Raw genomic sequence first — 14,714 nt, 5'->3', positions numbered from 1 at the left:
GGGTTCAGATAGACGGTTGAAATTCCCACCGGAGCTGTACGGGCAAAAGGATGCTTTCGCCAATCCGTGAAAGGATTCCGGTAGTCTGTGACGCAGGCACACGTTACGTGCATCAAGTGTCTGTATACTCCAGTTATAGGTTCTGGGGTGATACAGGAAGCAGGGTGGTACCGCGAGTTTACAGTCTCGTCCCTTCAGTGATGAAGAGACGGGGCTTTTTTGTTTCCTGGAACGCGGCTCCCATGAAGCAAAAATGTTCCCCGGGGATTGCAGCTTCAGGAATGCCTGACGCGGACGGACAATCCCGGGAGCAGGATTCTATCTGGTTACAAAGAAAAGGAGAAGCCATGAAAGAGCAGTTAGAGAAAATCAAAGAAGAGGCGTTAAGGCAGATTGAATCTTCCGAAGCGCTGGAGAGACTGAATGACATCCGTGTATCTTATCTGGGTAAGAAGGGAGAACTGACGAACCTGTTAAAGAGCATGAAGGATGTTGCCCCGGAGGACCGGCCAAAGGTGGGCCAGATGGTCAATGATGTAAGGGGGCTTATCGAGGGAAGACTGGAGGAAGCTAAGACTGCCCTGGCCAGGAAAGCCAGAGAGGAGCAGTTAAAACGGGAGGTCATCGACGTCACCCTTCCGGCCAGGAAGAACAATGTGGGCCACAGCCATCCGAATACCATTGCCCTGGAAGAGGTGGAGCGTATTTTCGTGGGAATGGGATATGAGGTAGTGGAAGGTCCTGAGGTGGAATATGACAGGTATAACTTTGAGAAGCTGAACATTCCCAAGGGCCACCCGGCCAGGGACGAGCAGGATACCTTCTACATCAATGAAAACATTCTGCTGCGCAGCCAGACATCACCGGTACAGGTGCGTACCATGGAGAAGGGCAGGCTTCCCATCCGCATGATTGCGCCGGGCCGCGTGTTCCGTTCCGACGAGGTGGATGCCACCCATTCCCCCTCCTTCCATCAGATTGAGGGCCTTGTGATTGACAGGAATATTACCTTTGCGGACCTGAAGGGAACGCTGGCTGAATTCGCCAGAGAGCTGTTCGGGCCTGAGACAAAGGTGAAGTTCCGCCCCCACCACTTCCCATTTACCGAGCCCAGCGCCGAGGTGGATGTGACCTGTTTCAAATGCGGCGGTTCGGGCTGCCGGTTCTGCAAGGGTTCGGGCTGGATAGAGATTCTGGGATGCGGTATGGTACACCCCCATGTACTGGAGATGTGCGGTATTGACCCGGATGAGTATTCTGGATTCGCATTTGGAGTGGGACTGGAGCGTATTGCTTTGCTTAAATATGAAATTGACGACATGCGTCTGCTGTATGAAAACGATATCCGTTTCCTGAAACAGTTCTAAGATCATGCGCCCTGATAAACATTCACAGCATAGAAGGAGAGAGAACACATGAACACAGCATTATCATGGATAAAAGCATATGTCCCTGATTTGGATGTCACGGCCCAGGATTACACGGATGCCATGACGCTCACAGGAACAAAGGTAGAAGGTTATACATGTCTGGATAAGAACCTGGAAAAAATCGTTGTCGGAGAGATTCTTGAGGTCAAGGGCCATCCGGATGCAGATAAACTGGTGGTATGCCAGGTCAACGTGGGAGCGGAAGAGCCGGTGCAGATTGTCACAGGCGCTCCCAATATCACGGAGAAATCCATAGGTGAGAAGGTGCCTGTGGTGCTGGACGGAGGCCGCGTGGCGGGAGGCCACGACGGAGGCGCCCTTCCTGAGGAAGGAATCAGGATTAAGCAGGGCAAGCTAAGAGGCGTGGAGTCCTGCGGCATGATGTGTTCCGTGGAGGAACTGGGAGCCAGCAGGGATATGTACCCGGATGCCCCGGAGAGCGGTATCTACATCCTTCCGGGGGACAGCGTGCCCGGATCCGACGCAGTGGAAATCATGGGACTGCGGGACGTGGTGTTCGAATATGAAATTACATCCAACCGTGTGGACTGCTACAGTGTGATTGGCATAGCCAGAGAGGCCGCGGCCACCTTTGGCAAGGCATTCCATGCCCCGGTGGTCACACCAACAGGCAACGGCGAGGATATCCACGACTATCTGAATGTGCGGGTGGAGAACAGCGAGCTGTGTCCCCGTTACTGCGCCAGGATGGTTAAAAATATAAAGCTTGCGCCTTCTCCCCAGTGGATGCAGCGCCGTTTGGCGGGAAACGGCATCCGTCCCATCAACAATATTGTGGACATCACCAACTATGTCATGGAAGAGTACGGACAGCCCATGCACGCCTTTGACTACGACCAGCTGGCAGGCCGCGAAATCGTGGTGAAATGCGCTAAGGACGGGGATGTATTCCAGACCCTGGACGGACAGGAGAGAAAGCTGGATTCCACCATCCTCATGATCAATGACGGGGAAAAGGAAGTGGGAATCGCAGGCATCATGGGCGGAGAGAATTCCAAAATCACGGATAATGTACAGACCATGGTATTTGAGTCAGCCTGCTTCAACGGCACCAATATCCGTCTGTCTGCCAAGAAGGTGGGACTGCGCACGGATGCTTCCGGAAAATACGAGAAGGGGCTGGACCCCAACACAGCGGAGGAAGCGGTAAACAGGGCCTGCCAGCTCATTGAGGAGCTGGGTGCGGGAGAGGTTGTGGGCGGCATCATCGACCTCTATCCTGAGAAGAGGACCAGTAAGCGGATCCCCTTTGACGCTGTTAAGATAAACAGGCTTTTAGGCACGGACATTCCTGAGGAGACCATGCTTTCCTACTTTAAGACCATTGAACTGGACTATGACCCTGAGACAAAAGAGGTGATTGCTCCTACCTGGCGCCAGGACCTGGAGCGCATGGCTGATTTGGCTGAGGAAGTGGCCAGGTTCTACGGCTATGACAAGATCCCCACCACACTGCCTTCCGGCGAAGCTACCACAGGAAAGCTTTCCTACAAGCTTCAGATAGAGGAGGTGGCCAGGGAGATAGCAGAGTTCTGCGGATTTTCCCAGGGCATGACCTATTCCTTTGAAAGCCCCAAGGTATTTGACAGAATGCTGATTCCTGAGGACAGCGCTCTGAGGAAAACAGTGGAGATTTCCAATCCCCTGGGAGAGGATTTCAGCGTCATGCGCACCACTTCCTTAAACGGCATGCTGACCTCCCTGTCAACCAACTATAACCGCCGCAACAAGGACGTGCGCCTGTACGAGCTGGCCAATGTGTACCGTCCCAAGTCACTGCCTCTCACAGAGCTTCCTGACGAGCGTATGCAGTTCACCCTGGGAATGTACGGGGACGGCGATTTCTTTACCATGAAGGGCGTGGTGGAAGAATTCTTTGAAAAGGCCGGAATGCATAAAAAGCCCCATTATGATCCGAGTGCAGAGCATCCTTACCTTCATCCCGGAAGAAAGGCCGACATCCTGTATGACGGCGCAGTAGTAGGCTTCCTGGGCGAGGTACATCCGGATGTGGCTGATAACTATAAAATTGGCGACAGGGCTTACATTGCCGTCATTGATATGCCGTCCATCATGGATTTCACCACCTTTGACCGCAAGTATACCGGTATAGCCAGGTTCCCGGCTGTGACCAGGGACATCAGTATGGTGGTGCCAAAGGATATCCTGGTGGGACAGATTGAGGATGTGATTGAGCAGAGGGGAGGAAAGGTCCTGGAAAGCTACAAGCTCTTTGATGTGTACGAGGGAGCCCAGGTACTGGCAGGCCACAAGTCGGTGGCATATTCCATTACCTTCCGGGCCAAGGACCACACCCTGGAGGAAAAGGAAGTCACATCTGTGATGAACAAGATACTCAACGGACTTGGCGGGCTGGGAATCGAGCTCAGGGCTTAAGACAGCTGATATAATTGAATCGTGTATGTGCGAATGACTGCCGGCAGGATGAATTGGACCTGCCGGCAGTTGTTTTTTGCTGAGTTTTATGGTTGTAAGTTTTATGGTGTTTCTTTATATTGTAAGTCCCCGGAAAGTGAAGTATAATCAAGGCATATACCTTTAACGCGCACAATCAGGGGCGCGGAGTGTATGAAGACAGAGAGACAAAGGATGGACCTCATATATATGAATGAACAGATTATCTTGCTGAATGATTCCATGCCGGCAGGTTTTTTCCGTTGCTGCGCGGGCGAAGACAGAAGGCTGGACATAGTTAACCATGAACTTCTGAGTCTTTTTGGCTGCACGGACACAAAAGAACTGGAAGAATTGACCGGAGGGACTCTGAAGGGAATGCTGGATGTCAGGGATCATGCCAGGGTTCTGGATGAGGTGCTGGAGCAGCTGCATCAGGGTAAGGAAATTATAAAGGCCCAGTTCAGAATCCGATCCAGGAACGGAGGCATCTGTTGGGTGGACTTCCGCGGCCGCGTTGTGGAGGACGAAAGGGGAAATAACTGGGTCCATGCCGTGATGATAGATGACACAGAGGCTCAGAACCAGAAGCAGGAGTACTGGGAAAAGTCCATGCGGGATTCGCTGACAGGACTGTTTAACAGGGATGCTGCCGTACAGTCTGTCAACCGGTATATGCAGGATGGGGACAAAGCGCCGGACGGAACACTGATGGTCATTGATCTGGATAATTTTAAGGAGATTAACGACACCAAAGGCCATCTCTTTGGAGACAGCGTACTGACAGAGGCAGCCAGGTGCATTGCCGGCGTTTTTGACAGCCAGGATATGGTGGGAAGGATTGGCGGTGACGAGTTCCTGGTATTTTCAAAACAGCTTTCAGGCAGGGAAGAAATTATGAAACGCGGGAGGCAGCTCATAGAAGACATTGCCAGCCTTCCTTCTGTGAAAAAGAGCGGAAGCAAGCTGAGCTGCAGCATCGGGGCAGCTGTGTATCCGGCGGACGGCAGCACATACGAGCAGCTGTTCCTGAAAGCGGATATGGCTCTCTATGCAGGAAAAAACTGGGGTAAGGGCCGCTGCGTTGTTTACGATCCATCCCTAAGGCCTGCGGACAGCGGAAAACATGCTCTGGGAAGATTTACGGACGGCACTATGATAGATTCTGAAAATGGCCGTTATTTTGTAGCAAACAAGGTAATCCACTATGTGTTCAAAGCATTATATGAATCCACGGACCTGCGGGAGGCCATCAACACCATCCTTAAAATTATCGGACTCCAGTTTAATGTGAGCAGGGCTTATATTTTTGAGGACTGCCTGGACGGGCTGGCTATGGATAATACCTTTGAATGGTGTAATGAAGGCATAGAACCCCAGAAGGATAAGCTGCAGCATATGTCATATGAGTGGAGCGCGTATGGATACAGGGAGAATTTTGGGGAGGACGGCGTATTCTTTTGCATGGATATCGACCACCTTCCCAGGAACCAGAGGGAGGTATTAGAGCCTCAGGGGGTCCGTTCCCTGCTGCAGTGCGGCATCTATGACTCCGGTCAGATGGTGGGCTTTGTGGGCTTTGACGAGTGCCGGGAAAACCGGCAGTGGAGCAGGGAACAGATTGAGGTGCTAACCTATGTGGCCAGGGTTATAGGAATTTTCCTGACAAAGGACAGGGCCCATAGAATACTGGAGCAAAGGCTTGCAACACTGGAGAACGTGCTGGAGGAGACGTCTGGAAAGGTAAGAGGCAGCAGCAAGGGAGCCTTCGATGCCCTGACCAATCTGCTGACGGCAGGGGCATTCCAGGAGCAGACGGAGCAATACCTTGAAACGGGACCAGCGCCCTACACCACGGCCCTGTTTATCCTGGACATGGATGATTTTAAAAGAATCAATGAGGAGAAGGGAAAGCTTTTTGGCAATGTGGTTCTCATGAATGTTGCCAACAGCCTGAAGCAGGCCTGCCGGGAAGGTGATTTGATTGCCCGCTTCGGCGGGGATGAGTTTCTTGTGCTTTTAAAGAATACCAACAGGGAAGACGCGTCTGCGGCGGGCAGAACCATTCAGAAGGAGATAGGCGGAATACTGTCGGATACGGGCAGCAAAAAAGAGCGGATCAGCTGCAGTATGGGCGTTCGCCTGGCTGGTGAGGGAGAGAGGAACTTTTCCGATATCATTGTAAAGGCAAATCAGGCCCTTTTGCAGGTTAAGAAATCCGGAAAGGGAGGAATCCTTTTCTACGAAGCGGTGGAGGACAAGGAGAATGGCAGCATTTCCTATGATTATCTGAAACAGGCCAGGGAGGCAAAACGCCGGGAGCAGAGCAGCCTGGATGACAAGACCACTACGGCCGTGGCCCTGGAGGTGTTTGAGAAATCCGCCACCGTTGACGAGGCAATCCATATCCTGATGGGATTTGTGGGCAACCGGTTCCGCCTGAACCGGATTGTTCTCTACATGAACGGAGAGGGAGGCCATGGGAAACAATCCGCTTATCAGTGGGTGGATGACAGGACCGCTTTATTGTATGATCCTACGGACAGCTTCCGGAGGGAGGAGTTTTACATCTTCTACCATCTCTATGACGGGAACGGGATTGCTGTCCTGAGGCGCAGGGAGTACGAGTCATACAATGCGGGGCTGAAGCGGATTCTGGACAGGGCAGGGGCCCATACCATGCTGTCTGCAGGTATATTTATAGAGGGCAGGTACAGCGGCATGATACTTCTGGTGAACACGGAAACGGAACGTGAGTGGAGCCGTGCTGAGTGTGAGGCTGTTTCTGAGATGGCCCGTATCGTCGCCTCCGGCATCAAGAATACATCCATGCTGATTGAAGCAAAACAGGAGGCGGAGTATTACCGGAATCACGATGCGCTTACGGGGCTTATGAGGTATGACCGGTTTAAGGAATCATGCCAGATGCTGATGGATGAAGGCAAAGAAGAGTATGTGCTGGTGGCCAGTGATATCAAGGGATTTAAATTCATTAACGAGGCCATTGGTTATACCCAGGGAGATAATATCCTGCGCATGTTCGGGGACATGCTGACCCAGAACGGTCTGGAGACCAACTGCTATACCCGTGTCAGTGCGGACCAGTTCTTAAGCTTCGGGGTGTGCGGGATGGACCGCAATGATTTTGTGAATATGGTCCAGGGCCTGAACAATGAATTCTGCCGGATGGAGAATGAAATTTACTCCAATATAAATCTGATGATCCGTTCCGGCATCTATTTTATTGAAAAGGACTGCCGGGAGATAGAGACCGCGGTGGACAGGGCCACTATTGCCAGGAAATCAGTGGACTATATTATCCGATCCACCTCCGTGGTATTCAATGACGGCCCCTTTGACAGCAGTTACCGGGAAAATGAAATCATAAACCGCATGGAGTACGCGCTGAAACACGGTGAGTTCAAGGTCTATCTACAGCCCAAGGTGGGACTGGATGGTTTGGGGATCGTCGGTGCAGAGGCCCTGGTGCGCTGGCAGCATGAGGACGGAAGAATCGTTCCGCCGGGGGATTTCATCCCGCTGTTTGAAAAAAATGGTTTTATCACCCAGGTGGATACCTATGTGTTCGGGACGGTCTGCAGCCAGCTGAGCCAGTGGATGGAACAGGGAGGGGAGCCCCTTCCCATATCTGTCAATCTTTCAAGCGTGGACATTGCGTCAGAGCAGCTCATACCTCAAATCCTGGAGATTACCCGGGCCTGCGGCCTGGACCACCAATACCTGGAATTTGAATTGACAGAGACTGCCTTTCTCAGTGATTCCGCCCGAACCTTCCATGTGATGAAGACCCTTCAGGAGGAAGGGTTCATCACGTCCATAGATGATTTTGGGTCAGGGTATTCCATTATGAACATGATGGCCGACATTCCCACGGATGTGATTAAGCTGGACTGCGGCTTTGTCCAGTCCTGTACCAAGACAGGAAGAGGACGGGAGTTTCTGGGCCAGCTCATCCAGATGACCAACAAAATGGGCTTCACTTCTCTGTGCGAGGGAATCGAGACCGCCCAGGAGCTTAAGATGCTCCGGGAGATGGGATGCGAGCTGGGCCAGGGTTACTATTTTTCCCGGCCGCTTCCAATGAATGTATTTTTTGAAAAATTTTGCCGAAAAGTGATTGACAAATCATAAATCATCCTTTATAATAACCTACGTTGCTTGCGAGAGCAGCGTAACGCAGAAGTGGCGGAATTGGCAGACGCGCACGGTTCAGGTCCGTGTGGTAGTAATACCTTGTGGGTTCGACTCCCATCTTCTGCACTGGTTCATGGAACAGGAAGCTGAATGGCTTCCTGTTTTTGCGTTCCCGGTATTTTTTTGGAATCCGGTGGTTTTTGATGTATTTGCAACAGACAAATTCCACCATAAGAGGTAAAGTTTTGATAGTAATTTAGTAGGAAATGGTATATACTGTAAGTTGTGGCTTAAAATAAGCAGTACAGTGTGTGAAAGAAAAGAAGAGAGGAAGGAACATCATGCTTACTTTAGAGAATCTCTCCTTTGATGTGAATGATGAAAAAGGAGAAATAGGTATCATCAAAGATATAAGCTTTACAGTGGACGACGGTAAGTTTGTGGTCATAACAGGCCCCAACGGCGGCGGAAAGTCCACCACGGCTAAACTAATCATGGGAATTGAGCGGCCCACAGGAGGACGCATCCTCTTTGACGGGCAGGATATAACAGATATGAGTATTACAGACAGGGCCAACCTGGGAATCAGCTTTGCGTTCCAGCAGCCTGTCCGCTTTAAGGGCGTGCAGGTTATTGATTTGCTCCGCCTGGCCGCCAGGAAGAAGCTGACGGTATCGGAAGCCTGTCAATACCTGGCAGAGGTGGGGCTTTGCGCCAAGGACTACATCAACCGCGAGGTCAACGCCAGCCTGTCCGGCGGTGAGCTCAAGAGAATCGAGATTGCCACTGTTATTGCCAGGGCTTCCAAGCTTTCCGTGTTTGACGAGCCTGAGGCAGGCATTGATCTGTGGAGCTTCCAGAACCTGATTCAGGTGTTTGAGCGCATGAGGCAGAACACCAACGGTTCCATCCTGATCATATCCCATCAGGAGCGGATCCTCAACATTGCGGATGAGATTGTGGTGATTGCGGACGGAAAGGTAGTGAACCAGGGCACCAGGGATGAAATCATGCCCCAGATCATGGGCACTGCGTCCGCAGTGGACGCCTGCAGTAAATTTTATGAGACAGCGCAGTGAGGGGAGGAGTGAGCGATATGGCAGACAGCATCCAGGAGAGAATATTAGAGGAAGTGGCCGACCTTCACGGTGTTCCGGCAGGGGCCTATAATATAAGGGCCAACGGCCAGACAGCCGGCCGCAATACCACGGCCAATATAGACATTGCCACAAAGACAGACAAACCGGGAATCGACATCCGCATCAAGCCCGGCACCAGGAACGAAAGCGTACACATTCCCGTGGTGGTCAGTGCCAGCGGATTAAAGGAGATGGTCTATAACGATTTCTTTATCGGTGAGGACTCGGATGTGGTCATCGTGGCAGGCTGCGGTATTCATAACTGCGGAGACCAGGATTCGGAGCATGACGGAATCCACCGTTTCTTTGTGGGAAAGAATGCCAAAGTAAAATATGTAGAGAAGCATTACGGGGAGGGCGACGGCAACGGAAAGCGTATCCTGAATCCGGGCACGGAAGTCTACATGGAGGAAAACAGCTACATGGAGATGGAGATGGTTCAGATTGAGGGAGTGGATTCCACCAACAGGACCAACTGCGCAGAGCTGGCCGCAGGAGCCAAGCTGATAGTGAGGGAACGTCTGCTGACCCACGGCAGCCAGAATGCGGAGAGTACTTACATTGTGAATCTGAACGGAGAGGATTCCAGCGCGGATGTGGTGTCACGCTCCGTTGCCAAGGATACATCAAAGCAGACCTTCAATTCCAAGATCGTGGGCAATGCAAAGTGCAGCGGCCACACGGAATGTGACGCTATCATCATGGACGATGCCAAGATTTTTGCCATTCCGGGACTGATAGCCAACAACATTGACGCGGCCCTGATTCATGAGGCAGCCATAGGCAAGATTGCTGGAGAGCAGATCGTGAAGCTCATGACCCTGGGTCTTACAGAGGAAGAGGCGGAAGCCCAGATTGTCAACGGCTTCTTAAAATAGTATATGGAACAATTGAACAAGGATAAAGCTGCTGCGGCCCTACAGGCCGCAGCTTGCGTATGTACCGGGGGATATGATACGGGAGATACGCCAGCATTTGATACAGGGGGACAAAAACATGGGGGAAAATCGTGAGGGAAGGGCAGCGGCCCTTCTTCCTATTCTGATATTTCTGCTGATTTTTTTGGGATCCGGGTTCATTACCGGGGATTTTTACAGTATGCCGGCCATTGTGGCCTTTTTGATTGCGCTTCTGGCTGCCTTTGTGCAGAACAGGGAGCTGGGCTTTGCGGAAAAGATTAAGCTGGCCGCACAAGGCGTGGGGGATGAAAACATCATCACCATGTGTCTTATATTTCTGGCAGCAGGCGCCTTTACAGGCGCTGTGAAGGCTGCCGGAGGCGTGGATTCCACGGTCAATCTGGGGCTGTCCATCCTGCCCTCCAACGTGGCTGTGGCAGGACTGTTTCTCATTGGGTGTTTCATATCCATATCCATGGGAACCTCGGTGGGTACCATCACGGCCCTGGCGCCCATTGCGGTGGGAATCAGCCAGAAAACCGGGTTTTCCATGGCGGTCTGCGCAGGCGCCGTGGTGGGAGGCGCCATGTTCGGGGACAACCTGTCCATGATATCCGACACAACCATAGCTGCGGTAAAGACACAGGGCTGCGAGATGAAGGATAAGTTCAGAGAGAACTTTCTCATCGTATTGCCGGCAGCTATTGTCACAATCCTTTTGTTTCTGGTCCTGGGAAAGGACGCTTCGTTCCGTATACAGGGCAGCCTTGACTACAGCCTGCTGCGGGTGGTGCCTTATATGGTGGTGCTTGCAGGTGCCCTGGCAGGTGTGAACGTATTTCTGGTTCTCATGACCGGCACTGTGCTGAGCCTGATAGCCGGAGTGGCCACAGGTGCCTTTGGGGTGGGGGAAATGTTCACCCATGTGGGAGCGGGAATCACGGGGATGTATGATATCACAGTGATATCCGTGATTGTGGCCTGCATCGTTGCCCTGGTAAAGGAGTACGGAGGGATTGCCTTCATTCTTTCCTTCATCAAAAAGAGAATTAACGGGGAACGGGGAGGAGAGCTTGGAATCGCTGCCCTGGCTCTGCTGGTAGACATGTGTACGGCCAATAACACGGTGGCCATCGTCATGGCTGGTCCTATCGCAAAGGAGATCAGCGATGACTTCGGCGTGACGTCCAGGCGCTCCGCGTCCCTTTTGGACATGTTCAGCTCCATGGGACAGGGATTGATTCCCTACGGGGCCCAGCTTCTGGCGGCAGCCAGCCTGACAGGCCTGACTCCCTTTGAAATCATTCCCTACTGCTTTTATCCCATCCTCATGGGAGTCAGCGGACTGTTATTCATATTCATTAAAAAGAGACACGGAAAGGTACTGGTATGAAGACTAAGAATCAATGGGCGAGTAAACTTGGATTTATCATGGCAACCGCAGGGGCTGCCATAGGACTGGGAAACCTGTGGAAGTTTCCTTACCTCATGGGACGAAACGGCGGGGCGTCCTTCCTGGTGGTATATTTATTCTTTATCTGCATTCTGGGTGTACCGGTGATGATGCTGGAGATGTCGCTGGGCAGAAAGACACGCCACGATCCCGTACAGGCATACGGGGATATCCACCCCAATGCCAGGATTGCTGGAGTATTCGGAGTGGCGGCGGCATTCCTGATTCTGTCCTACTACAGTGTCATTGGAGGCTGGATCATCAAGTATATTGTAAGCTATGGAACCACCTTCCACGCACCGGAGGATTTTGAGGCATTTATCAGCGCGCCGGCGGAGCCGGTGTTCTGGCATTTCCTGTTCCTCTTTATGACTACGGCTGTCTGTTATCACGGTATCAGCGGTATCGAGAATGTCAGCAGGATCATGATGCCCCTGCTTTTTGTGCTGCTGATTGTAATTATCGTGAGAAGCGTGACCCTGCCGGACGCGGTTCTGGGCCTTAAATTCATCTTTATTCCCAGCAGCGCAGCCTTTAATATGAAGGCGGTCAGCGCAGCCCTGGGACAGGTATTTTATTCGCTGAGCCTCTGTATGGGAATTACCATCACCTACGGAAGTTATCTGGGAGATAAGGAAAATATACCCAGAAGCTGTGCCAGCGTGGCGGGACTGGATACCATCATTGCAGTGATGGCAGGTATCGCCATCTTTCCGGCAGTGTTTTCCTTTGGGCTGGAGCCGGGACAGGGACCGGGGCTTATATTCGGCACCCTGCCAAAGGTGTTTGCCTCCATTAAAGGAGGGTCGGTCTTTGCAATCCTGTTTTTTGCGCTGGTGCTGTTTGCTGCTGTGACCAGTGCCATTGCCCTGTTAGAGGTGGTGGTCTCCTTTGCAGTGGACAGCCTTAAGTGGACCAGGAAAAAGGCTACGGTCATCCTGGGACTCCTGATTTTCCTGACAGGAGTTCCCAGCGCCCTGTCCTTCGGCACCCTGGGGAATGTGACTATCCTCAATTACAGCGTCTTTGACTTTGTGGGAATGGTGACAGACAACATCCTCCTTCCATTTGGCGGCCTGGCCATGTGCTATTTTATCGGCTGGAAATGGAATCCCCGGTATCTGGTGGACGAGGTGGAGAAAAACGGCGTCACCTTCAGGCTTAAAAAGCTGTGGATATTCTGTATCCGTTTTCTCACCCCGATTCTGGTGGCGGCAGTTACATTGACGGGATTTGCCAGTATTTATTCTATTGTGCGGGGATAGGAATACACATATGGGTAGAGGAGGTGCGCCCATATGGATAATCAGAAACGGGAAAATCTGCTGAACCTGGCCCTGGATGCCACGGAGGAGGAACGGCTGAAATCAGTAAACCTGAATGTGGGGTATGACCCCGGGGAAAAGACCTGGGAGCTTATAGTCAGGTACAACGGATCACTCGAATCCCTTCGTGATGAAGGCATCCGGGTGGATGAGCTGGCAGCCGGATATGCGGTTCTGGTGGTGCCGGAGAGCCGGATAGAACAGGTCAGCGCCATGGAGCAAATTGTATACATCGAGAAACCAAAGAGGCTGTTCTTTGCCAGCAACATGGCAAGGGCAGCCTCCTGTCTAAGCACGATTCAAACCAGCAGCGGGGCAGGGGCCGGAGGCGCGGGTACAGGGGGAGCGGGGGCCGGCGTCATAAGCAGCCTGGAATCCGGTCTCACGGGAAAGGGCGTTCTGGTGGCTGTCATTGACTCAGGCATTGACTACTTTCATCCGGATTTCAGAAATCCCGACGGAACCACCCGCATCGGGCTGCTGGCAGACCAGGACAGGGACCGGATTTATACCAGGGAGGAGATCAACGCCGCCCTGGAAACCGGAAGCCGGACATCGGCCCTGGCCCTGGTTCCTTCCACCGACCCCAGCGGACACGGGACAGCGGTGGCTGCCATTGCAGCCGGCAACGGCAGGGAGGGAAACGGTGTTTACCGCGGTGTTGCCTATGAGAGCGAGCTTATGGTGGTAAAGCTGGGGACACCCCTGACGGACAGCTTTCCGCGTACCACCCAGCTGATGAAGGCCCTGGACCTGGTGGTCCGGCGGGCACAGGATATGAACCGGCCCCTGGCTGTGAACATAAGCTTTGGAAATACCTACGGCTCCCATGACGGGACCAGTCTGCTGGAAACCTTCATCAATGACATGTCAGGCATTGGGAGGAATGTCATCGTGGCCGGCACGGGCAACGAGGGAACCGGGGCCGGACACAGGGCAGGAAGCCTGGTCATGGGACAGGAGGAAAATGCGCAGCTGTCCATTGCGCCTTATGAGACAGGGATGGGAGTACAGCTGTGGAAGTCCTATGTGGACCAGTTTTCCATCCGCCTGGTTACGCCGTCAGGGGAGATTATCGGGCCCATCGACAGCAGGCTGGGTCCCCAGACCCTGCGATACGGGGGAACGCAGATCCTGATTTATTACGGCAAGCCCAGTCCCTTCAGCAGGGCCCAGGAGGTATATTTTGACTTTCTGCCTGTGAGGGATTATCTGGACAGCGGTATCTGGACCTTCCGTCTGACGCCGGAGCGGATTGTGACCGGCCGGTACGATATGTGGCTGCCGTCCAGGGGGATTTTAAACCCGTCCACCCGCTTTTTAAGGCCGGTTCCGGAGACCACCCTGACCATTCCCTCCACGGCTGCCAATGTGATATCCGTGGGAGCTTACGATGACTCTTACCGCGCTTACGCGGATTTTTCCGGCCGCGGTTTCACACGCCAGACAGGCCAGGTAAAACCGGATCTGGCAGCTCCCGGGGTGGATATTGTCACAGCCAGGCGGGGAGGCGGATACGAGGCAGTGACGGGAACCTCCTTTGCAGCCCCCTTTGTCACAGGCAGCGCAGCCCTGCTGATGCAGTGGGGAATATTACAGGGAAACGATCCCTTTCTTTACGGCGAGAAGGTAAAGGCGTATTTTACCAGAGGGGCCAGGCACCTGCCGGGGTATGATGTGTGGCCCAATGAGAGGCTGGGGTATGGAACCCTTTGTGTGAGGGACAGTCTGCCTCTAGGAAATAGTTAGAATTTATGATATAATGTGAGCATTAGGCAGCTGTTTACCGGCCTGATGCTCTTTTGCTTACGCAATATTTGAAATTTTTGTAGTAAAAACAGGAATCCGACAATATAATAATAGAGATAGGGAGTGGA

8 protein-coding genes, 1 tRNA gene and 1 other annotated feature (1 of these 10 only partly in view) are annotated in these 14,714 nt (G+C 52.6%); all 9 genes read left to right on the top strand.

Annotated features, from left to right (window positions below):
• Positions 1-197: a binding site (T-box leader), on the top strand (it extends 75 nt beyond the left edge of the window).
• Positions 198-347: 150 nt separating this feature from the next.
• The 9 genes from pheS (at position 348) to LI015_RS04970 (ending at position 14,586) form a co-directional block, all read left to right on the top strand.
• A complete protein-coding gene (pheS, locus tag LI015_RS05010) occupies positions 348-1,367 on the top strand; it encodes a phenylalanine--tRNA ligase subunit alpha (RefSeq protein ID WP_002564713.1) in 1,020 nt (339 codons plus the stop codon).
• Between the two features lie 48 nt (positions 1,368-1,415).
• Positions 1,416-3,848, top strand: coding sequence for a phenylalanine--tRNA ligase subunit beta (gene pheT, locus LI015_RS05005; RefSeq protein WP_002564712.1), 2,433 nt, complete (start codon positions 1,416-1,418; stop codon positions 3,846-3,848).
• A gap of 192 nt (positions 3,849-4,040) precedes the next feature.
• Entirely contained in the window at positions 4,041-8,018 is a 3,978-nt protein-coding gene (locus LI015_RS05000; RefSeq protein ID WP_227124258.1) for a diguanylate cyclase domain-containing protein, read from the top strand.
• A gap of 45 nt (positions 8,019-8,063) precedes the next feature.
• Positions 8,064-8,147 (top strand) — tRNA-Leu (locus tag LI015_RS04995).
• Positions 8,148-8,362: 215 nt separating this feature from the next.
• Positions 8,363-9,100, top strand: a complete 738-nt coding sequence (locus LI015_RS04990) for an ABC transporter ATP-binding protein (RefSeq protein WP_002564710.1) — start codon at positions 8,363-8,365, stop codon at positions 9,098-9,100.
• A 17-nt stretch (positions 9,101-9,117) separates the two neighbouring features.
• A complete protein-coding gene (locus tag LI015_RS04985; RefSeq protein WP_002564709.1) occupies positions 9,118-10,038 on the top strand; it encodes a SufB/SufD family protein in 921 nt (306 codons plus the stop codon).
• A gap of 118 nt (positions 10,039-10,156) precedes the next feature.
• On the top strand, positions 10,157-11,452 hold the full coding sequence (locus LI015_RS04980) for a Na+/H+ antiporter NhaC family protein (protein WP_227124257.1): 1,296 nt from the start codon (positions 10,157-10,159) through the stop codon (positions 11,450-11,452).
• On the top strand, positions 11,449-12,777 hold the full coding sequence (locus LI015_RS04975; protein WP_002564707.1) for a sodium-dependent transporter: 1,329 nt from the start codon (positions 11,449-11,451) through the stop codon (positions 12,775-12,777). The genes LI015_RS04980 and LI015_RS04975 overlap by 4 nt, the downstream gene beginning before the upstream one ends.
• A 33-nt stretch (positions 12,778-12,810) precedes the next feature.
• Positions 12,811-14,586 carry a S8 family peptidase gene (locus tag LI015_RS04970; RefSeq protein WP_002564706.1) on the top strand — a complete coding sequence of 592 codons (1,776 nt, stop codon included), beginning with the start codon at positions 12,811-12,813 and terminating at the stop codon, positions 14,584-14,586.
• Positions 14,587-14,714: the final 128 nt, after the last annotated feature.

It is taken from the genome of Enterocloster sp. 210928-DFI.2.20 (genome assembly GCF_020554465.1).
Lineage (GTDB): Bacteria > Bacillota > Clostridia > Lachnospirales > Lachnospiraceae > Enterocloster > Enterocloster bolteae.
This window is presented reverse-complemented; position numbering and strand designations above follow the sequence as displayed.